This is a genomic window from Pseudomonas sp. 51_B, assembly GCF_017491595.1.
GTDB classification, from domain to species: domain Bacteria; phylum Pseudomonadota; class Gammaproteobacteria; order Pseudomonadales; family Pseudomonadaceae; genus Aquipseudomonas; species Aquipseudomonas promysalinigenes.
In genome coordinates, this window is the sequence record NZ_JAFGYW010000002.1 from 324716 (window position 1) to 350092 (window position 25377).

Genomic DNA, 25377 nt, shown 5'->3' on the forward strand with positions numbered 1-25377 from the left:
CAGGCGCCCCAGACCGTCAGCGTATCGCAGCCAGTGTACTGGCCGCGTCGCTGACCTCGAACTTGCCGGGCGCCTCCACTGCAATATGTTTGACCACACCGTCGACCACCCACAGCGCATAGCGCAGTGAACGGCGCCCCATCCCCCGCGCCGAGAGATCCTGGATCAGCCCTAGCGCAGCGCTGAATTCGCCGTTGCCGTCGCCGATCATCTGCACCGCATCGCCCACCTGCAGGCTGTTGCCCCAGGCATTCATGACGAATGCATCGTTGACCGACACACACAGAATCTCGTCAACGCCAGCTGCGAACAGTGCCTGTGCCTGCGCTACGTAACCTGGCACATGTCGCTCGGAGCACGTGGGGGTGAAGGCGCCGGGTAAACCAAAAATCACCACACTTTTGTTCTTGCAGCGTTCGCGTACCGAAAAGGCATCTGGGCCGATCGGGCAGGCGCCATCACCATTGCTGTATGCGTACAGCGTGGAATCGGGCAGGTGTTCGCCGAGCTGAATCATTGCGGTCTCCTGGTTGAATGGGGGGGCGGGCGACATGATGCAGCAAGCGTCCCCGCCGGTACATGATAATGCTGTTCACTCAAGCCTAGGGGCTCGGCTTGAGCTCTTGGGCGGCGCTCGATCTCACAGGCGCTAAAAGGCTCAGCCACGCAGTTGGTACCAGGTAGTCTTCAACTGCGAATACTTGTCGAACGAGTGCAACGAAAGGTCGCGGCCGAAACCGGACTGTTTGCCACCGCCGAAGGGCACCGTCACATCCAGGGCATCCACGGTGTTGACCGATACCGTGCCAGCCTTCAGCGCCCGCGCAACCCGGTGCGCGCGGTTCAGGTCATCGCTCCATACCGAGGCCGCCAGGCCGTAGATGCTGTCATTGGCAAGGCCAATGGCCTGTTCTTCGCTATCAAACGCGCTCACCGCAAGCACAGGGCCGAAGACCTCTTCCCTGGCCAAACTCATGCGTTGGTCCACATCGGCGAAAATGGTCGGCTCGATGAAGTTGTTGGAAGCGCCGATGGTCAGGCGCTGCCCACCACACACCAGGCGCGCCCCCTGCTCGCTGGCCAAGCCGATGGCGCTGGCGATACGGCTGGCCTGCTCGGCATCGACAATAGCGCCTGCGCGGCTTGCCGGATCCAGCGGATTGCCTGGCAGCCACTGGCGGGCCTTGGCCTGGAGCAACTCGATGAACTCGTCATGGATCGCCCGCTGTACATACAACCGCGAATTGGCCGAGCACACTTCGCCTTGGTTGAAGAAAATACCAAAAGCTGCCTTTTCGGCGGCCAGGTCCAGATCTTGGCAGTCGGCGAATACCAGATTCGGGCTCTTGCCGCCGCATTCCAGCCACACTTGCTTAAGGTTGGACTGCGCCGAGTACTGCATGAAGTATTTGCCCACCTGAGTGGAGCCGGTGAATACCAGGCAATCCACGTCAGCGTGCAACCCCAGCGCGCGGCCTGCCGTTTCGCCAAGCCCCGGGACCACGTTGAGCACACCCTCCGGCAAGCCTGCCTCAAGTGCCAGCTCGCCCAGGCGCAACGCAGAAAACGGCGACTGCTCTGCCGGCTTGAGTACGACGCTATTGCCTGCAGCCAACGCTGGGGCCAGCTTCCACGCGGCCATATCGAGCGGGAAGTTCCACGGTACTACGGCAGCGACCACACCCAAGGCTTCACGGGTAATGGTGGCCAAGGCATTGGCAGCGGTGGGCGCAACCTGATCGTAGAGTTTGTCGAGCGCCTCGCCATACCAGGCAAAGACGTGGGCCGAGCCCGGCACATCGATGTTGTAGGCATCCATGACCGGCTTGCCCATGTTCAGCGAGTCCAACAGCGCCAGCTCTTCACGATGAGCCATGATCAGCTCGGCCAGGCGCAGCAGCACTTTCTTGCGCTCGGCGGGCGCCATGCGTGGCCACGGCCCCTGCTCGAACGCCTTGCGCGCCGCTTGGACGGCCATGTCGACTTCGGCCTGTTCACACCCAGCCACACGAGCCAGTACCTGCTCAGTGGCAGGGTTGATCGCATCGAAGGTGGCACCGCTGGCCGCACCGACCTGGCGCCCATCGATCAGAGCCTTGTCCCGCAGGCTCAGGCCCGCAGCGCGCTGTTGCCAGTATCCCAAATCGAACATACACACTCCTGACGACCGTCCCTGCGGTCTAATTGTTATGGGTCTCGCGAACATTCTTGGCCTGGCCGCAGGTCTGGCGAAACCAGCTTTTTGCTGCCACTTGCCTAGGAAAATACTCATCAACCCCAGGCGCCACGTAGCGCGCCGGGGGCGCAGGCTGCTCCCCCGAAAGGGTGATTTCGAGGCCTTGGCGAGTGTGGGAGCATTCCAGCCGACCCACCCCATGCACCCCCTCTGAGCCAACGTGTTCCGCCGTAGCGAGCGCGCTCGCTTACTGCAGCTTCCTGCATCCCTTTCAGGAGTCAGCCATGCATACAACAACAACTACAGCCCAGCACCAGCACCCTTGCTCCAACCCAGTTGCAAGCCGCTTCAGAAAATCCATGGGCATGACCGCGCTGGTGCTGTTCGGTCTGGCCTACATGGTCCCCCTTGCGGTCTTCACGACCTATGGGTTGGTCACCCAGATGACCAAAGGGCACCTGCCCATCGCCTACGTTATGACCCTCGCCGCCATGCTCTTGACCGCCTACAGCTATGGCCGCATGGTCCAGGCGCACCCTTACTCCGGGTCTGTTTACACCTACACCCGCAAGGCATTCGGTAGCCACTTCGGCTTCATCGCTGGCTGGACTTTGCTGCTGGACTACATCTTCCTACCCTTGCTCAGTTACCTGTTGATCGGCATTTACATGTCTGAGTATTTCCCTGCAATTCATGCCTGGGTTTGGGTGGCAGGTTCCATAGCGCTGGTGACCTTTCTCAACCTGATCGGCATCGAGTCCATCACTCGGGTCAACTGGATCCTGGTCGTGGCGCAATTGGTGTTTATCGTGGTGTTCGTCGCGCTGTCGATCCGTCAGCTCGACGACCAGGCGGCGCCAGTTTCACTGCTGGCGCCGTTTCACCACGACGGTTTCAGCGTGCCGTTGATCATGACCGGGGCGGCGGTGCTGTGCCTGTCGTTCCTAGGCTTCGATGCCGTGTCGACCATGGCCGAGGAAACCACTGACCCGACAAGGCGTATCCCCCAGGCGATCATGGCTGTGTCGCTGATTGGCGGTTTGCTGTTTCTCGTGGTGTCGTACTTCGCCCAGATGGTGTTCCCCGACTGGGCAAACTTCGCCGACCCGGACTCGGCCTCGGTGGATGTGATGCGCCGTGTGGGTGGGGAAATGCTGGTTACCGCGTTCACCGCAACCTACGTGGCGGGCTGTTTCGCATCGGCCATGGTGTCACAGGCCAGCGTGTCCCGAGTGTTGTTCGCCATGGGCCGCGATGGCGCGCTGCCACGGGTGTTTGGCCGATTGGTCAGCAAAAAGCGCGTGCCGGCAACGGCGATCATGCTGGTCAGTGTGCTCTCGCTGATAGCGCTGTTCATCACCCTGGATACTGTGGCCAACATGATCAGTTTTGGCGCCCTGTTCGCGTTTTCGGCAGTGAACCTTGCTGTACTCAAGCACTACCTGATCGACCAGAAATTGCGCGGCATGCGCAATTACCTGTGGTACGGCGCCATCCCGGCACTTGGGTTTCTCAGCACGATCTGGTTGTGGACCAGCTTGTCGAGCATGTCCTTCACCATCGGGCTGTGCTGGATGGGTGTGGGCTTGCTTTGCCTGCTGGGCCTGACCAAGGCTTTCACGGTCAAGCTGCCAGACTTGCAGATGGCGGAATAACCGCTCGCGCCATCGCCAGCGACCTGAATTTCCTTGAATGTTACAATCCCTGATTAAACGTTTCAGTATGTTTCATTAAGGGACCGCAATGTCTGTTCAGGAACTACCGCCGCTGGCCGCTTCCAAGGGCGCCGTCGCCAAGATGGAGGCTGCGATGGCGCTGGGCAGCTTCGCCATCGGCACGGGCGAATTTGCCATTATGGGGCTGATGCCTGACATCGCCAGCAACCTGCATCTGACCGAGCCACAAGTCGGCCATGCCATCAGTGCTTATGCCTTGGGTGTGGTGGTCGGCGCCCCGACCTTGGCGATTCTCGGCGCCAAGCTGCTGCGCAAGCACATGCTGTTGTTGCTGATGGCGCTGTATGCCATCGGCAACCTGGCCACGGCCTTTGCTCCATCGTTCACTAGCATGGTTGCCTTTCGCTTCATCAGCGGCCTGCCCCATGGCGCTTATTTCGGCATCGCTGCGGTGGTAGCGGCAAGCATGGTGGCGAGCGACCAACGCGCTGGGGCAGTCGCCCGGGTGATGATGGGCCTGACCTTGGCAATGCTGCTGGGCAACCCGGTCGCGACCTTCCTCGGCCAGTTTTTCGGATGGCGCTCGGCGTTCGTGCTGGTTGGCGCCATCGCCTTGTGCACCATCGGCTTGGTTTGGCGCTATGTGCCGCAACCTCACGATGAGCCGCGCAGCGACCCGCGCAAAGAGCTCAAAGCGTTCACCCTGCCCCAGGTTTGGATGGCACTGGGCATCGCAGCGATCGGCTTTGCCGGCATGTTCTGTGTGTTCAGCTATCTGGCACCGACCATGCTTCAGGTCACCCAAGTGGGGCCAGAGTGGATACCCTTCGGCCTGGCAGCGTTCGGTGCAGGGGGCATCATCGGCAACATTGCCGGCGGCAAGCTGTTCGACCGCCTGCAATTCCGCGCCGTAGGCATTGTGCTGGTGTGGTCGGCTGCTGTGCTGCTGGTGTTCAGCTTCGCAGCCCAAGCCTTGTGGTCGGTGCTACTGGGCATCGGCCTGGTGGGCACCATGATCGCCCTGGCCGCACCGCTGCAGATTCGCCTGATGGATATTGCCCATGAAGCGCCAAGCCTGGCTGCCGCCTCCAACCATGCCGCCTTCAACCTGGCCAATGCCTTGGGCCCTTGGTTTGGCGGTATGGCCATCAGTGCAGGCCTGGGCTGGACCAGCACAGGCTACATCGGAGCCGCTACCGCTGTGGCCGGGCTGCTGATCTACTGTGTAGCGCGGCGCATGAAAGGCGGGCATTGAACACCACCCGGCCCCTGCCTGACCGCGGCGGGGCTTGAGCTAGCGCTGGGCCATGCTGATCAAGCGCTCCAGTGCGCTTCGGGTCGACGGTGCCAGCTCAAGCTTCTCCCCGGTAGGGTCATGCAAGGCCTTACCCATCATGTACAGCGCGGTGATGTCCTGCGCTGGCAAGTAGCCCTCCTTGCTCCAGGCCTGCAGTTGATAGGCAAAAAAGGCCATGGCCTGGGGTTTGTTGTCTACCATGTCCTCGATCCGCGCCAACAGCGTCTCCGACAGTTCCCAGCCCGAGCAGTGCGGCATTGGCTGCACCAGCGCTTGGTTCATCAGCGCGAACAATTCGCCCACGCGCGGGCACATCACGAGCAGGGCGCAGGTCCTGAGTTGCTGTTCTGGCGTGAACATCAGCGGCATTTTTTTGGCACCCCCATCCTTCTAAAGTGATAGCTCGTAGGTGTGTGAGTGTAATGATGTCGAAAAAGTGGCACTTCGCCTGGGAGAAAGCGCTTTTTCCCGATCAACGGCTCATTTTCGTGGGCCGTCATTGCCATAGAAAGGTCGAGTCAAACCCGGTCAGCATTTTTTTCACAACTTCATCACTGAATTAGAACCTATAAGCTGGCAAACTTAACTGCCCCCTTTTAGTTGTTTAGCGGTGCTACTTTGCATAACTTTTGTTTCATTCAAAGCGTGCACTTCGTTAATTGCAATGCCCCACCCAACGCCCTGACAATCGCCCACGCTCCGAGCTGAACGCCAGCCCCTGCGGGCCCTTTGCACGAGCTTGACCCTCAATATCCGCCAATAAACTTTTTCAGAGGAAGTTTATGAACGCGCCTGCCGCTATTATCGACTTCGAACAACACGAGCAACTGTTGCTGACTGGCGCCACCGGCTTTCTCGGTGGCTCCGTCACTGCCCAATTGATCGCCAATGGGCGCAGCGCAAACTTGTGTTTCCTGGTCCGCGCCGACAACCCTGGGCAAGGGCTCGAACGCCTGCGGGCCAACCTGCGACAGCATGGCGTGACAGAGCGCAACTGCCTGGCACTGCGCGACGAGCAGATAATCTGTGGCGATTTCCTCGACACCGCCTGGCTGGCCGAGGCGACACCACGGCTGATGCAGATCGACCGGGTGATCAACTGCGCAGCCGTGGCGTCGTTCTCAAAGAACCCGAACATCTGGCCGGTGAATGTCGAAGGCACCTACGCCTTCGCCGAGGTGATGAGCCGCTCATCGCGCCTCAAGCGTTTTCTGCACGTGGGCACAGCCATGAGCTGCGGTCCTGCGCGCCAATCGCCGATCAGCGAATCCTGGGAATTTCCCGCAGCCGAGCAGCAACTGGTCGATTACACCGCCTCCAAGGCTGAGATCGAACGGCGCATGCGCGTGCAACTGCCGCAACTGCCGCTGGTGGTGGCGCGCCCATCGATCGTGGTTGGCCACCGCACCCTCGGCTGCCAGGCTTCGGCCAGCATCTTCTGGGTATTCCGCATGGGGTTCGCGTTGGAAAGCTTCACCTGCGAGCTGGACGAGCAGATCGATGTGATCCCGGTCGACTATTGCGCCGAAGCGTTGATTGGTCTCACCCTCAAGCCGCGCCTGGAGCACAACCTGTACCACATATCCGCAGGCCATCAGGCGGCCTGCACCTTTGGCGAGATCGACCGCGCGTTCGCCTTCGCCAATGGCGCGCAACCGGTGGGCAAGCGCTACCGCAAGGTCGATGTCGATGACCTGAAAACCCTGGCCCAGGACTTCGAAGCGCGCATCGGCCCGGCCAACCCGCGCCTGGTACTGCGCGCCTTGCGCCTGTACAGCGGCTTTGCCGATCTGAACTACCTGTTCGACAACAGCCGCCTGCTGGAAGAAGGCATTGCCATGCCTCCACGCTTCACCGACTACCTGGATGTCTGCGTGAAATCCTCCCGAGGGGTCAGCATTGCCACGCAGATGCAGTGGGACTTCAAATAACGCCCTGATCAGTTGCCGTTGACCCAGTTAGGCGGACGCTCGCCCGCCAGGGCACTCAGCAGGTTGTCCACCGCACATCGCGCCATGGCCTCCCGGGTTTCATGGGTTGCTGAGCCGATGTGCGGCGTGGCCACCACATTATCGAGTTGCAACAGTGGCGAATCGGCAGGCAACGGCTCCTGAACGAACACATCCAGCCCAGCACCGCGAATCCGCTTGTTCTGCAAAGCATCGATCAAGGCCGCTTCATCCACCACCCGGCCGCGAGCGATGTTAACCAGGATTGCCTCAGGCTTCATCAGCGCCAGTTGCTGCGCGCCGATCAGCCCTGCGGTACTGGCACTGAGCGGCACCGTCAGGCACAGGTAATCGGCCTCGGCCAGCAGCGTCTCCAGGCTGCAGTAGCGCGCCCCATAGCGCGCATCCACCTCGGGCTTGGGCCGCGAACTGTGGTACAGCACGCGCATGCCGAACCCCGCCGCGCCGCGCCGCGCCAGCGCCTCACCAATTCGGCCCATGCCGACGATGCCCAAGGTCTTGCCATGCACATCGGTGCCGAAGTGCGCCGGCCCAAGGCTCGCCTGCCAACGCCCCTCCCGCACCCAGCCCGCGAGTTCCACGACACGTCGCGCAGTGGCCAGGATCAGCGCAAAACCGGTATCGGCGGTGGTTTCGGTCAGCACGTCCGGCGTGTTGGTCAGTTTCACTCCACGCCGGGTCAGGTCGGCGATGTCGTAGTTATCCACGCCAACTGACACACTGGCTATCACCTCTAGCTGCGGCGCAAGGTCCAGCAGGTCGCTGCCCAGCCGCACACTGGCGCCCAACAGCCCGTGCGCGCCTGGCAAGGCATCGCGCAACCGGGCCATGCCGTCCGGTGCATGGGCATCCACCCAAGTCACCTGCACCTGCTGTTCAAGCTTGGCCAGCAAAGCGTCGGACAGGCGTTTGTATAGAACGATACGTTTTTTCATGACGGTTCCCTATTGGCTCACGGCCAGGCGCGGGCCACCGCGTTTGGCCCGGCCTGAGTTGGGTGAGGTTTTCAGCAAGACGGTCAGGGCGACAGCCGTGAGCAACGCCCCTGACATGAACAGGTAGGAGGCGCCCGGGCCGCCAGTGGCGCCATTGAGGTAGCCCACCAGCCAGGAACCCCCGAACGAACCCAATGCGCCCATGCTATTGATCAGCGCCATGGCACCACCGGCTACGTTGCTCGGCAATATCTCAGGGACTATGGCGAAAAACGGCCCGTAAGGCGCATACATGCAAGCCCCTGCAACCACCAACAGCGCATAGGACAACCAGAAGTGCTCACTTCCCAGCGCATACGAGCCATAGAACGCCACGGCAGCGATCAACAGCGGGGGCCAGACGAAACGCTTGCGCTTTTGCAGTTTGTCCGAGGCCCAGGAAACAGCCAGCATACCCAGCACCGCAGCCACATAAGGCACCGAGGCCAGCCAGCCGGCCTGGACGATATCGACATTGGCTGCCTGCTTGAGAATCGACGGCAGCCACAGCACAAAGCCATACACACCGATACTCCAGCAGAAGTATTGCAGCGACAGCACGATCACCTGTGGCGAACGGAACGCCTCGCGGTAGTTCTTCACCGGTTTGATGCCTTGCTGCTCAGCCGCCAGGGCCTGCTGCAGGCTGGCCTTTTCGGCATCGCTCAGCCAGGTCACCTGGGTAGGCCGGTCATCGACCAGGCGCCACCAGATAAAGGCCCACAGTACTGCTGGCAACCCCTCGATGATGAACATCCAGCGCCAGTCGAACTGCTTGATCAGGTAGCCAGACACCACCGACATCCACAGGATGGTCACCGGGTTGCCTAGCATCAGGAAGGTGTTGGCCCGCGAACGTTCGGCCCGGGTGAACCAGTGGCACAGGTACACCAGCATGGCCGGCATCACCGCAGCTTCCACTACCCCAAGCAAAAAGCGGATGGCGATCAACAGGTAGACGTTGCTGATCATGCCAGTCAGTGTCGCCAGGCTACCCCAGAGGATGAGGCTGACGAAAATCAGCTTCTTGACGCTGCGCTTTTGCGCGTAGATAGCCCCCGGCACCTGAAAGAAGAAGTAACCGAGGAAGAACAGTGCCCCCAGCAACGAGGACAGCACAGGGGTGATCTTCAGGTCGTCGGCCATGCCCGACGCTGCGGCAAAGCCGTAGTTGGCGCGGTCCAGATAGGCCAGGCTGTAGGTAACGAAAACGATCGGGATGATGTACCACCACCGGCGTGGTGCAAGGCGAGTCGATTGCATGAAACATACTCCTGAGCTTGTTGTTTTTGTCGCAACAGGGCCGGCTAGCCGGCGATAAGCGGTTCAGGCACTTCTGCGCAGTTCGTGCGCTTGCAATTGATGACGGTGTGGCAGGCCTTCCATGTCGCCGCGCGACTGTACCGCGCGGCTGCCGCACCAGTTGCCGCGGGCGACCGCCTCAGCCAGCGGCAGGCCCTCGAGCAGCCCGCTGACCACACCGACAGCGAAGGCATCCCCGGCACCGACCGTGTCCACCACTTTGGCAACCGGCACTGGGGCGACCTGCCCTGCGTCACGGGCATTGCGGTAGTAAGCACCGGCATCTCCCAACTTGATCACCACGTGCTCCACCCCCTGATCGAGGTAGAAGGCAGCGATGTCGGCCGGGGTATGCTGGCCAGTGAGCAAACGTCCTTCTTCCAGCCCGGGCAGCACCCAATGGGCTTTAGCCGCCAGTGCGTTGATCTCCCGGACCATGGTGGTGCGGTCTGGCCACAGCGATGGCCGCAGGTTGGGGTCAAAGGAAATGCTGCGCCCCGCAGCGCGCATGGCATCGACCAGGGCGTGGGACAGTGCTCGGCAGCTGGCCGACAGCGCCGGTGGAATACCGGTGGCGTGCAGGTGACGGGCCTTTGTCAACTCATGGTCGAGCAGCGAAGTGGACAAGCGGCTCGCGGCAGAGTCGGCGCGGAAGTATTCCACCACCGGGTCGCTGCCGTCGTCGCAGCGGCTTTTCAGTTGGAAGCCCGTCGGGCGGCTGGGGTCTACCTCGACACGGCTACAATCCAAGCCCTCCTCGCGCAGGCTGGCCAGCACGAAACGCCCCAGCGAGTCATCGCCTACCCGGCTCAGCCAACGTACGCGAAAGCCCAGCCGGGCCAGGCCGATGGCGACGTTGCTGTCGGCGCCGGCAATGCGCTTGCCGAACGCACCGACGCTGGCGAGCTCGCCCGCCTGCTCGGCCACGAACATGGCCATGGTTTCGCCAAAGCACAACACGTCATGGTCAAGCATGGCTCACCTCCTTGCTGGCACCCAGCCCAAGCCTTGCCAGGCTGTTGACTTGGTTACGGGTCAAGGTCAACAGGTCATCGCTGACCAGTGGGTACTCGACGGCCCGCACAAGGCCAGGGCTGAACTCATCGAACAACGCCTCCCAGGCCAGCAGGTCGGCCTCAGCAGGCGGCACGGCGTGCAAGCGGTCATCAGGGCTTTGCTGCACGGCCTTGCAATGCACATAGCGCACCCACTTACCCAGTTGCCGGGCGGCCTGCAACGCGGACTCCCCCTGCCACTGCCAGTTGCCGATGTCGAAGGTCATACCAAGCGGTATTTCCCAGCTGTGGGCACGTTGGAAGAAACGCACCAGCGGCTCAATGCGCCCGCCTTGGAGCGTTTGGTCGTTTTCCACCAGCAACACCGGGTCACCCTCTGCAAACAAGGCCTGCAAGGCGCCGAGATCGCAGCGCTCACGGTAATGACCCAGTGACACCTTCAGCGCCACCGCGCCTAACGCCCTTGCCAGGGCGAGTTTGGCGGGCAGGCGTGGGTCTGGCTGGCCCTGCACCGTCCACAGTTCGAGCGGCGACGAGTAGAGGGCTTCCAGCCCAGCTCTGGTGATTGCCGCGCTGAACGCGGCAGGATCCGGCGGGGCGTCGAACAATTCCTCGCGCAGTTCGATACGCCTGACGCCGGCGGCTGCCAACAGATCGATAAAGCTCATCTGCCCGCGTTGGCGCACCAGGTCGGCGCCGTAGCTGGAGAGGCTGATGGAAACGGGGTTCGAGTGCATTGTTTTTGTCCTTATGAAACCGGTTTCATTTTTAGCGTGCACTAAGCTGGGCAGCAAGCTGCACCGGCTTATTTGTCTACTTGGGTGGAACCTCGGGTAATCAGTTGTGCCTTGAAATCGATGCGCCGTGGCATGTCGCTATTGCCACGCAGGCGTTCGAGCAGGCACTCGAAAGCCGCTACGCCGATGCGTTCGGTAGGCTGAGACAGAGCGGTGATGCCGCCTCCAACAAGGGGGTACCAGTCCAGGTCATCCAGGGCGATCAGGCCGACATCGCTGAACAGCTTGCAACCGGATTCATGCAGCGCGCGGGTCACTGCAAGTGTGGCCACGCCATTGAAGGTGAAAATCGCTTGCCGCCCATGGCCATTGCTGGCCAGAAATGCGCCCAGGTTGGCCGGCAAGCCGGCGTCGACCTCCAACAACTGCTGGCGCATGCCGGCGCGGTTGCTGATCGATGCCGTAAACGCTTGCACCCGCTCCAGGCGCGAACTGGTGCCATCGAGCGGTTCGGTGACGGCGAGGATGTCGCGGTAGCCGCGCGCTTGAAGGTGGTCCAGTGCCTGCTCGATGGCATCGGCATTGTCCAGCCCCACCAGGTCAGCCTTGAGCTCTGGCAGTTGGCGGTCGACCAGCACCAAGGGCATGTCACGCTGGAGATTGAGCAGCTCACCGGGGTGGCGGCCGAGGGTGTTCACGATCAGGCCTTCGACGTTGTACGACTGCAGCGCCGTCAGGTGATGGCGCTCCTGCTCGTCGTCACGGTTGGTGTTGCACACCACCAGGCTGTAGCCATGCTGACGGCAGGCGGTTTCCACACCATGCATCACGGCCACTGAGTAAGGGTTGAGAATATCGGCAACCAGCATGCCGATCAGGCGCGTCTGACCGCGCTTGAGGCCCCGCGCCATTTGGTTGGGGCGGTAACCAAGGCGCTCGATCACCTCTTCCAGGCGCTTTGCGGTCGCCTCGGCCAGCAACTGGCGGTCACCACCGATATAGCGTGAGACCGTGGCCTTGGAAACGCCAGCCACACGTGCCACTTCACTGATGGTCACGCGCTCGCGCGGGTATGAAGGTGAATCGGTCATTGCAAGGCCCTTGTGGTTGTTGTCGGCGAAGGTCAATGAAACCGGTTTCAATACAGCATAACTCTGGGCGTTCGGCAACTACCATTTGCGCTGCTGCGCCGAAAAATGTGTAGCAACCCTGATCGCTAGCATTCGCAAAGCTTTTGGATTGCGGTGAGGAAGCTGCCTTGTGGAAGCGGGTTCACCCGCAAACCGCACCCGCCACCGCGCAATGCAGTGGCGAGGTGACCCGGCTCCCACAAAGCCCAGCCCGTGCTAGCGCAGCTCTTTTACATCCTTGGCGCTGACCTGGCTGCCTTGGTTGCCCCAGCTGGTGCGAATGAAGTTCACCACCTCAGCCACTTCCTGGTCGCTCAAGCGCCAGCCGAATGCCGGCATGGTGAAGTTCGACGGCGCGGTATGGGTTGCCGGCACCGTGCCGCCCGCCAGCACCACATGAATCAACGAAGTGGCATCGGCCGTCTGCACCACCGGATTGCCTGCCAGGGCTGGGAACACCCGGGTATACCCCTGGCCGTCGGTGCGGTGGCAGGCCGCGCAGTTGTCGATGTACACCGACGCTCCCGGCTTGCTGTCATCACCGTGCCACAGCGCATCGGCCACCTGCTTGTCATAGACGTGAGGCTTGTCGTTAGGGTCGCTCGGCGGCAAGGTCTTGAGATAGCGCGCGATGGCGGTCAGGTCGGCGTCGCTCATGTACTGCATGCTATGCTCGACCACATCGCTCATACCGCCAAACACTGCACTGCGGTCACTGCGCCCCGTTTTGAGAAACTGCACCAGCTGCGCCTCGCTCCAACTGCCCAGGCCATCCTTGTAATCGCCACGTAGGTTTTTGGCGATCCAACCCTCCAGCGGTGCACTGCCGGCCAGGAACTGCTCACCGTCCGCCGGGCTCAGGGCCTTTTCCTGCATGGTCAAAGCCCGCGGCGTGTGGCAAGCGCCACAATGGCCCAGGCCCTCAACCAGGTAGGCGCCACGGCTGACAACAGGGTCTGCAGCCGCTGGTGCCTGCCCCGCTTGCACCTCTGGGGCGAACAGCCCACGCCAGATCGCCAGCGGCCAGCGCATGCTCAATGGCCACGGGATATCGGTGGGCTTATTGGCCTGTGCCACTGGCTCCACGCCTTGCATGAAATAGGCATACAGCGCTTGCATGTCTTGGTCACTGACCCGCGCATAGGACGGGTACGGCATGGCCGGGTACAAGGTGCTGCCGTCCTTGGCGATGCCTTTACGCACGGCCTGGTCGAATTCGGCGAAGCTGTAATGGCCGATGCCGCTAGGGTCCGGCGTGATGTTGGTGGAATACACGGTGCCAATCGGCGTTTGCATCGCCAGCCCGCCAGCGAAGGGCTTGCCGCCCTTGGCGGTGTGGCAGGCCACACAGTCACCGGCACGGGCCAGGTATTGGCCTTTTTTCACCAAAGCATCGTCAGCGTGCACGGCGGCGCTGGTGCCCAGCAGCAGGGTTGCGATCAACAGGTTTTTCATGTGCATCGCTCCTCAAGCCGCTACCAGCGGGCCGGGGTTTTTCAGGTACTGCTCGCGGATCGCCTTGGCCGACCAGTAGGTCAGCGCCGCCACTAGCCCGGTGGGGTTGTAGCCCAAGCCCTGGGGGAATGCCGATGCACCGGGGACGAATACGTTGTGCACGTCCCAGCTTTGCAGATAGCGGTTCAATGCGCTGGTCTTGGGGTCGGTGCCCATGATGGCGCCGCCGTTGAGGTGGGTGGTCTGGTAGCTGGCCGTGTTGAAATGCTCCTTGACCTTCTTGCCCAGAATGGCAATGGACTTTGGGTTCATCGCCTGGGCCACCTTGCTGAGCTTATCGACCATGAACTGGTTCATCTTGATGTCGTTCTCTTGCCAGTCGAAGGTCATGCGCAGCAGCGGCTGGCCGTAGGCATCGCGATAAGTTGGGTCCAGGTCCAGGTAGTTGCCACGGTAGGACTGGTGCGCACCATGGGCATCCATCGATACCTGGTGGGTGTAATACTGCGCCGTGGCCTTCTTCCAGGCACTGCCCCAGGCTGGCGTGCCGGGGGGGTTGGCAGTACCTGAGATCGGCCGGCTACCCGCCTGGTTGACCCACATCGGCGAGCCGCCGACGAAGCCGTGCGGGCCGTGGTCGAAGTTGTCGGCATTGAAGTCGTCGATGGCCACACCGTTGCCGCCAGCACCGATGAAGTTGTTGGTATAGGTGTTCTCGTCGAAGAACGCCTTGACCGTACCCATGTTCTGGTAGGCGAAGTTGCGCCCGACCACACCTTCGTTCTTGACTGGGTCGTAAGGCTTGCCGATGCCCGAGAGCAACATCAGCCGCACGTTGTTGAACTGGAAGGCGGCCAGGATCACGATGTCCGCCGGCTGCTCGACCTCGCGGCCCTGGGCGTCAATATAAGTCACGCCTGTGGCCTTGCGCTTGCTGTCGTCCAGGTTCACCCGCAGCACATGGGCGTTGGTCCGCAGCTCAAAATTCGGCACCTGGCGCAAGGCCGGCAGAATGTTCACGTTAGGCGAGGCTTTGGAGTACATGTAGCACACGTAACCGCTGCAGAAGCCGCAGAAATTACAGGGGCCCATCTGCGCGCCATACGGGTTGGTGTAAGGGCCGGACGTGTTGGCCGACGGCAGGTTGTATGGCTTGTAACCCAGGCTTGCGGCGGCGCGCTCGAACAGCTTGGCCGACACCACATTCTTTTGCGCCGGCAGTGGGAACGGGTTGGAGCGGTCTGGCGCATAGGGGTTGCCGCCTTTGCCCTCGCCCACCAGCTTGCCGTTGACCGTCCACGCCTGGCCCGAGGTGCCGAACACCTTCTCGGCAAAGTCGAAATGCGGCTCGAGCTCTTCGTAGCTGACACCAAAGTCCTGGATGGTCATGTCTTCGGGGATGAAGCGCTTGCCGTAGCGTTCCTCGTAATGGCTGCGCATGCGCAGCTCCATCGGGTCTACGCGAAAATGCACGCCCGACCAGTGCAGGCCCGCGCCGCCGACGCCCTTGCCCGGCAAGAAGGCGCCAAGCTGACGGTTGGGCAGTGCGACATCGTTGACGCTGTGGCGGATGGTCACGGTTTCTTTGGAAACATCGACGAACAGCTTCTTGCGCACGCTGTAGGTCAGCTCATCGATCACCTGCGGGTAGCTGCCATCGGGGTAGGTATCCTGCATCGGCCCACGTTCCAGGGCGACTACCTGCAACCCTGCTTCGGTGAGTTCCTTGGCCATGATCGCGCCCGTCCAGCCAAAGCCCACGATCACTACGTCGGCCTTTTTCATTGCGTTGGCCATGCCTTATGCCCTCTCACCACGGATGGAAACTGCCGGGAACGGGTACGGCTCGTTGCGCTCCACCCAATCCATGAAATCGGCGCGCGCGCCTGGGAAGCCGATCTGCGTCCAGCCAACCATGCCTTTGTTGCCGCCATGAATCGGGTCGCAGAAAAAGCCCTCGCGGGTGTTCTGCACCAACAGGCTGAAGAACACCTTGGCTGGCAGCTGTTCGAAAACGATCTCACCGGCTTCTAGCTTGGTCAGCACCTTGTCGCGGGTAGCGCTGTCATGCTCGGCAAAAGTTTTGCCGCTGGCGTTCTTGCACCATGCATCGGTGGCGGCGATACCCAGGCGCCAGATTTGCTGAGGGCTCAGTTGCAGCTGATAGCCAAGCTCTGGGGCGGCATCGGCATTGAACGGGCCTTGCATGTACCACTGAGCCCCGGTGGCGTAAGGCGTGTTCATCTGCCGGTCGATGAATTCGGCGGCGCCAGCCTCCAGCGCACCAGGGCCAAGCTCATCGGCGGGAATGATGCGCGATACCGCTGCCTGCACGAACGCCCACTCCTCTGCGGTGAAAAAGCTGGGCTGGTAAGCCCCGGCCGCTGGTGTGGCCGGCACCTTGGGTTCGTGCGCAGGCTCAGCCAGCAACTGGCTGGCACCTAAGCCGGTGCTGGCCACGGTGACCACCGGGATCAGGGTCAAGGTCTTGCGCAGGAAATCCCGGCGCGGGTTGTCAGGGGCTTGCTCAGCCATTTGTAATCCTCATCAGCAATGGGTGGCCTTGGGTTGCGCCATCTGGAGTGCGGCCGAGGGCACCCGCCCTCGAGAAAGCCGAGTAATCTAGCCGCTTTGGAAATGTTTTGAAACCGGTTTCATCGGGGTGTACCGTACCCTTCCAGTACCGTGCAGCCGAACTATGGACCGCGTGCGCTGCAGCATTACTCACACGCCGGCATCGCTAAGCGTGTATGCGGCGCCCCACCCACCACTGAGGATCAGCAGATGCAATACGTCAAACTGGGCAACACCGGCCTGGATATCTCCAAACTCTGCCTGGGCTGCATGACCTTCGGCGAACCCGATGCCGGGACCCACCCGTGGACCTTGGGCGAAGCCGACAGCCGCCCGATCATCCGCCACGCCGTCGAGCAAGGCATCAACTTCTTCGACACGGCCAACAGTTATTCGGCCGGCACCTCGGAACTGATCCTTGGCAAGCTGCTGAAGGAATTCACCCGCCGCGACGAAACGGTGATCGCCACCAAGGTGTTCTACCCCGCCAACATGTGGCAGGGCAGCGACCGCCCCAACGAGCAGGGCCTGTCGCGCAAGGCCATCATGGCTAACATCGATGCCAGCCTCACCCGCCTGGGCACTGACTACGTCGACCTGTACCAGATCCACCGCTGGGACTACCACACGCCCATCGAAGAAACCATGGAGGCCCTGCACGATGTGGTGAAAGCCGGCAAGGCCCGTTACATCGGCGCCTCCTCGATGTACGCCTGGCAGTTCGCCAAAGCGCAGCAGGTGGCAGCCTGCAACGGCTGGAGCCGCTTCGTGTCAATGCAGAACTACCTCAACCTGATCTACCGTGAAGAAGAGCGTGAAATGATCCCGATGTGCCGGGACATGGGTGTTGGCCTGATGCCCTGGAGCCCCATGGCTCGCGGCCGGCTGACCCGCCCGCATGGCCAGCAGACCGCGCGCACCCGCAGCGATATTTCCGGGCAGTCGTTCTACGAAAAAACCGAAGTGGAAGATGGCCGGGTCATCGATGTGGTCGAGCAAGTCGCAGCCGAGCGCGGTGTGCCGATGGCACAGGTGGCGCTGGCCTGGGTGCTGGGCAAAAGCGGTGTCTCGGCGCCGATCGTTGGCGCCTCGAAAGTTGCACAACTCGACGATGCGATTGCAGCGCTGGCGTTCCAACTCAGTGCTGAGGAAATCGCCAGGCTCGAAGCGCCCTATGTGCCCCACCAGGTGACGGGCTTCAAGTGAGCGGCCCACTGTCTAATAGCCGGTCATTTCCAGGTAGCCTCGGCCTGTTGAGCTGCCAGTGACGCGCACCGGCCCTTCCCAATAGGGGAAACGGGTGCCCATCCAGGCTTTGGGCTGCACCGCCTCGACGGTGACATCCAAGCCTGTGGAGGGCACCTGTATTCGCCAGCGGGTCGGCACGCGCTTACCGTTGCCCTGCTCGCTCCAGGCCAGCGGCGTGAGCGCCACCTGCGCCCCCTGCAATGCATGCACCTGCCCATCCGGGCCCACCCAGGTACCCGCGCGGTAGGGCTGGGCTTGGTCCTCACGCACCTGAAACAGCATCAGCTTGGCGCCACGTTCCAGGTGCAGCGAAAACCAATCCCAACCACTTTGCCCGGCGGCCAACGGCTGGCTGCTCCATTCCCGGTCCAGCCACGCCTGCCCCGTGACCGCTATGCGCTGCCCGCCCCGTTCGACCTCACCGCGAACACGGTAGAACGGCTGGCTGTAATAGTAGGAGGCCTGCCCTTTGCCGGATTTTTCGCTATAACCCTGGTCACCCTGAAGCACCAGCGGATGGTCGCTGGCCAGGGTCAGGTCATAGCCAAAGCCTGGGCCGCTGGCGCGCATCTGCAAGCGTTGGAGGCCGTCATCGCCCTGCAGCGACCAATCATCGATCCATGCCCGAAACGGCCCAGTTTCAGCGCCGGCCTGGCCGACCCCACCTCGGGCTAGCGTTTCACTGAACTGGTGGCCCTGGGGGCTGGTCAAGGCTGCATGGCCCATCCACAGGTTGGGGCTGCTCCAGTCAAGGATTTCGGCGCCGGGGCGCAGGGCTGAGCGAAACAGCGTCCATTGCACGCCCCAATCCTGGCCTTGGGCATCCTGCAGGTTGGCGGTGACGTACCACCACTCTATGCGGTAGCCATTGTGGGCGGCGTGATCTTGCGGGAATACCAACGGCGTACCACGGCTCACCTGCTTGAAGGCCGCCGCCTCGTCACCCAGGCCGGCGTAGCTGTTGGCCGGCGGCGCAGGCGCATCGCACCCCGCCAGCCAAAGGCAGGCCAGCAACACCCCGGTTTCAACTCGCATCGCCGAACCTTCGCAACAAGTCGCCTGGCTGGCGCCGGGCCAGTTGCCACAATGGCCAGGCGCTGGCCAGCAGGCTGGTGAACAGCCCCAGCGCAGCCAATTGCGCCAACTGGCTGACAAACACATGCCAAGGCAGCCGCCAGCCAAACGCCTGCACGTTGACCACCGCCACCAAGCACCAGGCCAGCAGCAAACCGAGGGGAATGGCCAATAGCACGGTGAAGCCGCTGAGCATCAGCGTCTGCCCAAGGCTTAGCCAGGCCAGCCAGCGGCGCGGCACGCCTAGCGCCCACAGCGGCGCCAGCTGCCCGAGCCGTTGCTGGCCCAACGTGAGCTGCCCGATGAACAGCGCCAACCCGGCAACGCCAAGGGTAAGGCTATTAAGGGCCGCAGTGACCGCAAAGGTGCGGCTGAATACCTGTGTCGACCAGCCTTTCAGGCGGGCTTGCTCGACGTATTGCGTGTCATCCAGGGCATAGCGCTGGCGTAACTTACCCTCGACACTGGCAACCTGGCCTGGCTGGATCAACAGGCTAAGGCCGCTCAAGGTGGCCGTTGCAACCTGCTGGCCAAGCCAGTGGGCATTGACCAGTACATGGCCCTTCGGGTTGCCGTAGTCGGCATAGATCCCGACCACGTTCACCAGCTGGGGAGGTTCGACCGGCAATTGCATCGTATCCCCAAGCTTCACATTCAGGCGCCGCGCCAATTGCTCGCTGAGCATGATCGCCTGCCCCTTGGCCAGTTGCCCCCAGGCATCGGTTGCCTGCTCCAGAAGCGGCCAATGGTCACGGTAGAAAGGATGGTCGATCACCCCCTGCACCTGCACTGGCCAGCCCTGCATACGCCATTGCGCGCGCCAGCCCGGGAGCACTGCAGCCACATCGGGGTCGTGCTGCAACTGCTGATAGAGCTGCAGCGCCTGGGTATCGTCCCGTGGGGTGACGTACAGGTCTGCAGCCAGGCGCTGGTCGAGCCAGCCCACGAACGTGCGGCGAAACCCTTCAGTCATGCCACCCACACCGACACTGGCAGCCAAGGCCAGCAACAGTGCCATCAGCGCCAGGCTCAGTGCCGGTAGCTGCTGGCGGCTATCAGCGATGAACCATTGCACCAAAGGCCGGCGCCCTACCCGCGCCAAACCGGCCAGCAACAGCGCAAGTAGCCCCGGCAGTGCCAATGCCGCAGCCAGTAGTAGGGCTGCGAGCAGCGCAAAGGCACTGGGCAGGTTGTTGCCCAATACCCCACAGGCCAAAGCCAACACGGCCAAGGCCAAGGCCGCCAGCGCCTGGCGCTTGAGCCAAGGCAATTGCGCCAATCGCCAAGCCTGGGGCTGGGCAACGGCCAGTAAGGGCAGGCGCGCGGCCCGCAGCAGGCTGTCCAGGCCCGCCAGCAGCGCGCCAAATAGGCTGACCGCAATACCCAGCAGCCAGCCAGACAACGGTAGATGCAACTGCCCAGAGACTTGCGCGCCATACAACCCACGCAAGCTGGACGCGAAGTCCGGCAGCAACAGCGCTGCCAGCCAATAACCGGCTAGCACCCCTGCCAGGCCGCCAGCCACGGCGAACAGGCCCAGTTCCAGCGCCAATGCGGCCAAGAGCACCTTCAGGCTGACCCCACAAGCGCGCAGGGTGCGGATCAGCCCCCGACGCTGCTCCAGCGCCAGTCCAATAGCAGCATGGGCGATAAACAGGCCAACCACGAATGCCAGCAGGCCCAACGCAGTCAGGTTCAGGTGGAAGCTTGCGGTGAGCCGTTGCAGGTCAGTGTCATCACCCGCAGGCTGGACTTTCAGCCGCTCAGCGACAGCCGGCGGCAATGGCTGGTCCCAGCCACTGACCAACCGCGAAAGCTGGCCTGGCGCACCCAGCAAGGCTTGGGCGACGCCGATATCGACCAGCATCACGCCGGGAGCCAACTGTGGGTCGAGCAGCAAAGGCGGTAGCGCCTTCCCGTCGGCTGTGCGCTGGATACCGGCCAATTGGCCCAGGGTGTCCGGCCCTACCCGCGCTTGCCCGCCTGGGCCGATGAAAGCCTGCAGGTCAAAGTTGGCAAGCTCGCCGCCGGCAACCCCCATACCCGGCAGCATGCTCAGCGGCTCTATGCCAATCAGGCGGATGGCCACCGCCGCCTCGCCCGGCAAGCTCAGGCGCCCTTCCAGCACAGGCGTCACAGGCCACCCTTGGCCGCGCAGTTGCACATAGAGGCTCTGGTCGAAGCGCTGCCCGTCGCGCGCAACGATCTGCGGATGTGCCGGCCCTCCCAACAAAGCGCTGGCCCGGGCATAGTCACTGCGCGCTTGCGTGTTGAGGGCCTGCACCCCAGTCCACAGAGCGGTTGCCAGCCATAGCCCGGTGAACAGGCTGACGCCTTGCAAGCGGTGCCGCCACCAGTGGCTGGCCAGGGCCTGCAGGGCAACCCGTAGCGTGTTCATGCCCCTTGCACCCGGCCTTGGTGCAGCACGCAGCGCTGCTGTAGGCAGGCGGCAAGACGTGGGCTGTGGGTCACCATCAGCAGGCTGCTACCGGCATCGCTGACCAGTTGCAGCAGCAATGCCAGCACTTCGTCGCTGCTGGCTTCATCAAGGCTGCCGGTGGGTTCGTCGGCAAGTAACAGCGCCGGGCGGCTGGCCAGTGCTCGGCCGATCGCCACACGTTGCTGCTGGCCTCCGGAAAGCTGCTCCGGGTAACGCCCGAGCAAGCTGGTCAACCCCAACTGCTCGGCCAGGTAGGCTACCCACTGCCGGTCTAGGCGTTTGGCCAAGCGCGCTTGAAAAGCCAGGTTGCTCGCCACATCCAGGCTGCTGATCAGGTTGTATTGCTGGAACACCAAACCTATTCCTTCGCGCCGCCAACGGGCCAAGGTGCTCTCGCCGTGGGCTGCCAAGGGCTCGCCGTCGATGAGGATGCGCCCGCTGTCGGCGCGGTCCAGGCCGGCGACCAGGTGCAGCAAGGTACTTTTGCCGCTGCCGGACTCACCCATCAGGGCCAGGCTTGCCCCCCTTGCCAGGGCCAGGTCAACGCCACGCAGCACCGGGAGTGGGCCCTGGGCGGTGTGGAAAGCCTTGTGCAGGTGCTCGATGACCAGCATTGGAAAGGTACCTTGGCTGTTGTACTAGTGCTTGCCGACGGTAGAACCGGCCGGCACGCGCTAGTTCAACAAGGCATGCTGCACGTCCACGACAGTCGCCGCCAGGCTGCTCAGATGCAGGTCCAACACTTGCTCCACTGGCGCTTGGTCCAACGGCCAGTGCAGAGCAATGCTGCCTGCCAATTGCCCATGTATCCGCACCGGCAAGGCAATTGCCCGGATCAGAAACGGCAGCCGCACTGGATACTCCCAATAGCCCTCGGTACGTTGGCCAAAGCCCTTTTTGACATCCCGTTCCAGGTCATCCATCACGGCCTCGGCAGCCATTGGCTCATGGGCTGCCAGGCGCTGAACCTCTTCTTGCGCCAGCTCTGTCAGGCACGCCCTGCCCATGGCCGAGTGAAACAGGCTGGCATGCTGGCCAACGATATGGCAGTTGTTCGGATAACGCTTGCGCAAAACTTGCGGTATGGCGCTTTCCATCACCTCCAGGCGCTCACCATCGAAGCACGACAAGTCGGCCACCAGCCCAGTGCGCTCGCTCAGCTCCAGCAACAAAGGCGCTGCGCTTTCCACCAACTGGCGCTTGAAACGTTGCTGGCGGTCACCGAACAAGCGGCGGGCGCACAGGCGGTAGCGCCGGTCATTCAAACCACGGTAGACCCAGCCTTGCTCCTGCAAGGTAGCGAGCATGCGTGACGCTGTAGCCTTCGGGAGGCCGGTGAGGTAATGCACCTCTTCCAACCCCAATGCCTGATGCTCACCCAGCAATTCGACGATGGCCAGCGCGCGCTCGACCGAACGCACGCCACCGGTGTCTGTCGCTATGCCCATGTCTGTGACCTCCCTGGCGCTGCGTGGATGATCATCATGCCCAGCAAGATACGGGCCGCGTCAGCCCTTCAGCCGCTCACAAGGCTTGGCGGTGGGCGCCGCTGCACCCAGCGGGTCAGTTGCTCATGGGCGTAAGCCAGTTGCAGCACAGCATGGTCTGCCTGGGCCGGGCCTATGATCTGCAGGCCCGTCGGCAGGCCTGCGGCATTGAAACCGACCGGCACGCTCATGCTTGGCAAGCCCGCCAGGGTTGGCCCGATCACCACCTCCATCCAACGGTGATAGGTGTCCATGGGCCGCCCGCCAACCACTTCAGGCCAGGCCAGGGCTGCGTCGAAAGGGAACACCTGGGCAGATGGCAGCAGCAGATAATCGTAACGCTCGAACAAGCTGAGCAAGGCCTGGTACCACGCACTGCGATCCAGCGACGCTTGATAGACCGCCGCAGCGCTAAGCTGCAGGCCACCCTGCACCTCCCATTGCGCCTCGGGCTTGAGCAGCGCCCGTTTGCCAGGGTCGGCATAGGCCGCCGCCAGGCTGCCGTGCACCAGGAAGTGGCGGTGGGTGAGCCAACATTGCCACAAACGCGCCAGGTCGAAGGCCGGCTGACAAGCCTCGACGTTGCAGCCCAAGGTGGCAAAATCGGCCAGGGCTGCTTCGCACAGGGCCATCACCCCGTCTTCCATGGGTAGATAGCCGTCGTAATCGCCCAGCCAGCCAATTCGCACACCGGTGAAATCCCGCTGCAGCCCCGCCGCAAAATCCCGCTCGCCATCATTGAGTGACAGCGGCGCCCGCCGATCATACCCAGCCTGCACTGTCAGCAAGCGGGCGACATCGGTCACGCTGCGCCCCATTGGCCCCTCGGTGGCCAGCTGCTGCACGAACAGCTCCGGAGCCGGGCCATACGGCACCCGGCCTTGGGACGGGCGCAAGCCGAACACGTTGTTGAACGCAGCCGGGTTGCGCAGCGAGCCCATCATGTCGCTGCCATCGGCTACTGGCAGCAAGCGCATGGCCAACGCTGCCGCAGCGCCGCCGCTGCTGCCTCCGGCCACACGGCTGGCATCGTAGGCATTGGTGGTGGTGCCAAACAGCGGGTTGTAGCTCTGCGAGCCCAGCCCGAACTCCGGCACGTTGGTTTTACCGATGATGATCGCGCCACTGGCCCGCACCCGCGCCACGCTGATGGCGTCGTGGGCCGGCAGGTGTTCGGCGAACAGCGGCGAGCCCAGGGTAGTGCGTAGCCCGGCCGTGGCGGCCAGGTCCTTGATTGCCTGGGGCATGCCATGCATCCAACCGCGGGACTGCCCGCACGCCAGCTCCAGGTCGCACGCTTCGGCTTCGGCCAGCAGGGCCTGGGGCGAGCGCAGCGAGACCAAGGCATTGACCTGGGGGTTGCAGCGCTCGATGTGGCCCAGGTAAGCCTGCATCACCTCACGGCAACTGACCTGCCGAGCATGAATGGCTTGAGACAAGGCCTCGGCATCAAGGGCAACGATTGGGTCGAGGGCAAGCGCGTTCACGGTTTCACTCCAAGGTTGTAGTTCCCGGCCTTGCCGGCGCGCGGTGCTTCTTTCAGGCAATAGGTGCCAAGCAGGGTCAGCAGGCAGGCGAACAGCACATAGAACGAGGGGGCCACGGGTGTGCCTAGAACCTGGCTAAGCCAGGTCACGATCAACGGCGCGAAGCCACCGAACACCATCACCGCCACGTTGTACGCCACCGACACACCGGTAGAGCGCACCTCTACCGGGAACTGCTCGGCCAGTGCGGTGGGTGCCGGGCCAAAAAAGCCTCCAATGACCGAACACAGCAGCAGTTGCATCACCAGCAAGCGCTGTACCGAAGGTGCGGCGGCCACCCATACATAAAGTGGGTACACCATGACGAAGAATGCCAGGGTGAAGGCCATCAGTACGGGCCGACGCCCCAGCCGATCCGAGAGCGCACCGGCCAGGGGGATGACCACGGTCATCACCCCGACGGCGAGCATCTGTACCAGCAACACCTGATCCAGCGGCAGCCCAAGGTTCTTGTGGGCAAAGGTGGGCATGTTCACCAGCACCACATAGAACGACACCGTCGCGCCACAGGCCAGGCCCATCGACACCAGGAGGCTGCGCCGGTGCTCGCGCAGCACCCGCCACAGGCCCGGCGCCTGGCCCTTGGCCTGCTTGCGAGCCTGCAGAAACTCCTCCGGTTCCTGCATGTGCCGGCGAATCCACAGACCCACCGGGCCGATCAGCAAGCCGAACACGAACGGAATTCGCCAGCCCCAGCTATCCAGCGCCTGGGGCGTACACAGGTGAGTGACCAGTGCGACCATCGCCGCCCCACTGAACACCGCAAGGCACTGCCCCACCAATTGCCACGAGCCATACAGCCCCTTGCGATGGGCCGGCGCACTCTCCACCAGAAACGCCGTGGCGCTGGCATACTCGCCTCCGGTAGCAAAGCCCTGCAGCATCCGCGCGACCACGATCAACAGCGGCGCGCCCATACCAATGGCCAGGTAATTTGGGGCGAACGCGATCATGGCGATCGACACCGTCATCAAGCGAATGATCAACTGCATCGCCGCTTTGCGCCCCTTGCGGTCGGCGTAAACCCCCAGCAGCACGCCACCCACCGGACGCATGAAAAAGCCCACGCCAAAGGTGGCCAGTGCCATCAGCAGCGAAGCGTATTCGTCGTCAGAAGGGAAAAACTGGCGGGCGATGATGCTCGCCAGAAAGCCATACACGATAAAGTCATACCACTCCAGCGCATTACCGATGACCGCCGCGACCACTTGCCGGGTACGCGAGGCGCCTGTGTTGGAAATCTGCATGGGGAACGCTCCCTTTTTTGTTCAAGT

Annotated in this window: 21 protein-coding genes; 4 read left to right on the forward strand and 17 right to left on the reverse strand. The window is 62.6% G+C overall.

Features of this window, described 5'->3' with window-relative positions; translation table 11 throughout:
* Positions 1–16: 16 nt before the first annotated feature.
* Both J5M56_RS04610 and J5M56_RS04615 read right to left on the reverse strand, forming a co-directional pair.
* Positions 17–517 carry a peroxiredoxin gene (locus J5M56_RS04610; protein WP_207869990.1) on the reverse strand — a complete coding sequence of 167 codons (501 nt, stop codon included), beginning with the start codon at positions 515–517 and terminating at the stop codon, positions 17–19.
* Positions 518–658: 141 nt separating this feature from the next.
* Positions 659–2152: an aldehyde dehydrogenase gene (locus tag J5M56_RS04615; RefSeq protein WP_207869992.1), complete on the reverse strand. Its 1494-nt coding sequence runs from the start codon at positions 2150–2152 to the stop codon at positions 659–661.
* A 308-nt stretch (positions 2153–2460) separates the two neighbouring features.
* On the opposite strand from J5M56_RS04615, the gene J5M56_RS04620 reads away from it, so the two are divergent.
* Both J5M56_RS04620 and J5M56_RS04625 read left to right on the forward strand, forming a co-directional pair.
* Positions 2461–3831: an APC family permease gene (locus J5M56_RS04620; protein WP_207869994.1), complete on the forward strand. Its 1371-nt coding sequence runs from the start codon at positions 2461–2463 to the stop codon at positions 3829–3831.
* Positions 3832–3919: 88 nt separating this feature from the next.
* Complete coding sequence (locus J5M56_RS04625) at positions 3920–5107, forward strand: MFS transporter (RefSeq protein WP_060479527.1); 1188 nt, start codon at positions 3920–3922, stop codon at positions 5105–5107.
* A gap of 39 nt (positions 5108–5146) precedes the next feature.
* Here the strand turns inward: J5M56_RS04625 and J5M56_RS04630 are convergent, their stop codons facing one another.
* Complete coding sequence (locus J5M56_RS04630; protein ID WP_060479526.1) at positions 5147–5518, reverse strand: hypothetical protein; 372 nt, start codon at positions 5516–5518, stop codon at positions 5147–5149.
* A gap of 413 nt (positions 5519–5931) precedes the next feature.
* On the opposite strand from J5M56_RS04630, the gene cprA reads away from it, so the two are divergent.
* Positions 5932–7080: a cationic peptide resistance protein CprA gene (gene cprA, locus J5M56_RS04635; protein WP_207869996.1), complete on the forward strand. Its 1149-nt coding sequence runs from the start codon at positions 5932–5934 to the stop codon at positions 7078–7080.
* Positions 7081–7088: 8 nt separating this feature from the next.
* Here the strand turns inward: cprA and J5M56_RS04640 are convergent, their stop codons facing one another.
* The 8 genes from J5M56_RS04640 to J5M56_RS04675 form a co-directional block, all read right to left on the reverse strand.
* Complete coding sequence (locus J5M56_RS04640; protein WP_207869998.1) at positions 7089–8054, reverse strand: D-glycerate dehydrogenase; 966 nt, start codon at positions 8052–8054, stop codon at positions 7089–7091.
* Between the two features lie 9 nt (positions 8055–8063).
* Positions 8064–9356 carry an MFS transporter gene (locus J5M56_RS04645; protein WP_207870000.1) on the reverse strand — a complete coding sequence of 431 codons (1293 nt, stop codon included), beginning with the start codon at positions 9354–9356 and terminating at the stop codon, positions 8064–8066.
* Positions 9357–9419: 63 nt separating this feature from the next.
* Positions 9420–10370 (reverse strand): sugar kinase, encoded by a 951-nt coding sequence (locus tag J5M56_RS04650; RefSeq protein WP_186477238.1) that lies wholly within the window; start codon positions 10368–10370, stop codon positions 9420–9422.
* Positions 10363–11148 (reverse strand): AP endonuclease, encoded by a 786-nt coding sequence (locus J5M56_RS04655; RefSeq protein WP_207870002.1) that lies wholly within the window; start codon positions 11146–11148, stop codon positions 10363–10365. The genes J5M56_RS04650 and J5M56_RS04655 overlap by 8 nt, the downstream gene beginning before the upstream one ends.
* Positions 11149–11216: 68 nt before the next feature.
* Positions 11217–12239 carry a LacI family DNA-binding transcriptional regulator gene (locus J5M56_RS04660; RefSeq protein WP_207870004.1) on the reverse strand — a complete coding sequence of 341 codons (1023 nt, stop codon included), beginning with the start codon at positions 12237–12239 and terminating at the stop codon, positions 11217–11219.
* Between the two features lie 255 nt (positions 12240–12494).
* On the reverse strand, positions 12495–13733 hold the full coding sequence (locus J5M56_RS04665; protein WP_207870006.1) for a cytochrome c: 1239 nt from the start codon (positions 13731–13733) through the stop codon (positions 12495–12497).
* Positions 13734–13745: 12 nt separating this feature from the next.
* A complete protein-coding gene (locus J5M56_RS04670) occupies positions 13746–15530 on the reverse strand; it encodes a GMC family oxidoreductase (protein WP_186477235.1) in 1785 nt (594 codons plus the stop codon).
* Between the two features lie 3 nt (positions 15531–15533).
* Positions 15534–16268 carry a gluconate 2-dehydrogenase subunit 3 family protein gene (locus tag J5M56_RS04675; protein WP_186477234.1) on the reverse strand — a complete coding sequence of 245 codons (735 nt, stop codon included), beginning with the start codon at positions 16266–16268 and terminating at the stop codon, positions 15534–15536.
* Between the two features lie 249 nt (positions 16269–16517).
* On the opposite strand from J5M56_RS04675, the gene J5M56_RS04680 reads away from it, so the two are divergent.
* Complete coding sequence (locus J5M56_RS04680) at positions 16518–17513, forward strand: aldo/keto reductase (protein ID WP_186477233.1); 996 nt, start codon at positions 16518–16520, stop codon at positions 17511–17513.
* Between the two features lie 12 nt (positions 17514–17525).
* Here the strand turns inward: J5M56_RS04680 and J5M56_RS04685 are convergent, their stop codons facing one another.
* From J5M56_RS04685 to J5M56_RS04710, 6 genes are all read right to left on the reverse strand, one after another.
* Positions 17526–18590, reverse strand: a complete 1065-nt coding sequence (locus tag J5M56_RS04685) for a lipocalin-like domain-containing protein (RefSeq protein ID WP_060479516.1) — start codon at positions 18588–18590, stop codon at positions 17526–17528.
* On the reverse strand, positions 18580–21027 hold the full coding sequence (locus J5M56_RS04690; RefSeq protein WP_207870008.1) for an FtsX-like permease family protein: 2448 nt from the start codon (positions 21025–21027) through the stop codon (positions 18580–18582). The genes J5M56_RS04685 and J5M56_RS04690 overlap by 11 nt, the downstream gene beginning before the upstream one ends.
* Positions 21024–21683, reverse strand: coding sequence for an ABC transporter ATP-binding protein (locus J5M56_RS04695; protein ID WP_207870011.1), 660 nt, complete (start codon positions 21681–21683; stop codon positions 21024–21026). Before J5M56_RS04695 ends, J5M56_RS04690 begins: the two co-directional genes overlap by 4 nt.
* A 60-nt stretch (positions 21684–21743) precedes the next feature.
* On the reverse strand, positions 21744–22517 hold the full coding sequence (locus J5M56_RS04700) for an IclR family transcriptional regulator (protein WP_060479513.1): 774 nt from the start codon (positions 22515–22517) through the stop codon (positions 21744–21746).
* A gap of 68 nt (positions 22518–22585) precedes the next feature.
* Entirely contained in the window at positions 22586–24043 is a 1458-nt protein-coding gene (locus tag J5M56_RS04705; protein WP_207870013.1) for an amidase, read from the reverse strand.
* Positions 24040–25350 carry a citrate-proton symporter gene (locus J5M56_RS04710; protein ID WP_207870015.1) on the reverse strand — a complete coding sequence of 437 codons (1311 nt, stop codon included), beginning with the start codon at positions 25348–25350 and terminating at the stop codon, positions 24040–24042. Before J5M56_RS04710 ends, J5M56_RS04705 begins: the two co-directional genes overlap by 4 nt.
* Positions 25351–25377 lie beyond the last annotated feature (27 nt).

What these genes read in the sequence shown, in the direction of transcription:
- J5M56_RS04650 (WP_186477238.1), bottom strand. Translation starts at nt 10,370, where the DNA reads ATGCTTGACCATGACGTGTTGTGCTTTGGCGAAACCATGGCCATGTTC.
- J5M56_RS04625 (WP_060479527.1), top strand. Translation starts at nt 3,920, where the DNA reads ATGTCTGTTCAGGAACTACCGCCGCTGGCCGCTTCCAAGGGCGCCGTC.
- J5M56_RS04630 (WP_060479526.1), bottom strand. Translation starts at nt 5,518, where the DNA reads ATGCCGCTGATGTTCACGCCAGAACAGCAACTCAGGACCTGCGCCCTG.
- cprA (WP_207869996.1), top strand. Translation starts at nt 5,932, where the DNA reads ATGAACGCGCCTGCCGCTATTATCGACTTCGAACAACACGAGCAACTG.
- J5M56_RS04690 (WP_207870008.1), bottom strand. Translation starts at nt 21,027, where the DNA reads ATGAACACGCTACGGGTTGCCCTGCAGGCCCTGGCCAGCCACTGGTGG.
- J5M56_RS04675 (WP_186477234.1), bottom strand. Translation starts at nt 16,268, where the DNA reads ATGGCTGAGCAAGCCCCTGACAACCCGCGCCGGGATTTCCTGCGCAAG.
- J5M56_RS04655 (WP_207870002.1), bottom strand. Translation starts at nt 11,148, where the DNA reads ATGCACTCGAACCCCGTTTCCATCAGCCTCTCCAGCTACGGCGCCGAC.
- J5M56_RS04640 (WP_207869998.1), bottom strand. Translation starts at nt 8,054, where the DNA reads ATGAAAAAACGTATCGTTCTATACAAACGCCTGTCCGACGCTTTGCTG.
- J5M56_RS04670 (WP_186477235.1), bottom strand. Translation starts at nt 15,530, where the DNA reads ATGGCCAACGCAATGAAAAAGGCCGACGTAGTGATCGTGGGCTTTGGC.
- J5M56_RS04700 (WP_060479513.1), bottom strand. Translation starts at nt 22,517, where the DNA reads ATGGGCATAGCGACAGACACCGGTGGCGTGCGTTCGGTCGAGCGCGCG.
- J5M56_RS04685 (WP_060479516.1), bottom strand. Translation starts at nt 18,590, where the DNA reads ATGCGAGTTGAAACCGGGGTGTTGCTGGCCTGCCTTTGGCTGGCGGGG.
- J5M56_RS04710 (WP_207870015.1), bottom strand. Translation starts at nt 25,350, where the DNA reads ATGCAGATTTCCAACACAGGCGCCTCGCGTACCCGGCAAGTGGTCGCG.
- J5M56_RS04660 (WP_207870004.1), bottom strand. Translation starts at nt 12,239, where the DNA reads ATGACCGATTCACCTTCATACCCGCGCGAGCGCGTGACCATCAGTGAA.
- J5M56_RS04645 (WP_207870000.1), bottom strand. Translation starts at nt 9,356, where the DNA reads ATGCAATCGACTCGCCTTGCACCACGCCGGTGGTGGTACATCATCCCG.
- J5M56_RS04615 (WP_207869992.1), bottom strand. Translation starts at nt 2,152, where the DNA reads ATGTTCGATTTGGGATACTGGCAACAGCGCGCTGCGGGCCTGAGCCTG.
- J5M56_RS04620 (WP_207869994.1), top strand. Translation starts at nt 2,461, where the DNA reads ATGCATACAACAACAACTACAGCCCAGCACCAGCACCCTTGCTCCAAC.
- J5M56_RS04680 (WP_186477233.1), top strand. Translation starts at nt 16,518, where the DNA reads ATGCAATACGTCAAACTGGGCAACACCGGCCTGGATATCTCCAAACTC.
- J5M56_RS04695 (WP_207870011.1), bottom strand. Translation starts at nt 21,683, where the DNA reads ATGCTGGTCATCGAGCACCTGCACAAGGCTTTCCACACCGCCCAGGGC.
- J5M56_RS04665 (WP_207870006.1), bottom strand. Translation starts at nt 13,733, where the DNA reads ATGAAAAACCTGTTGATCGCAACCCTGCTGCTGGGCACCAGCGCCGCC.
- J5M56_RS04610 (WP_207869990.1), bottom strand. Translation starts at nt 517, where the DNA reads ATGATTCAGCTCGGCGAACACCTGCCCGATTCCACGCTGTACGCATAC.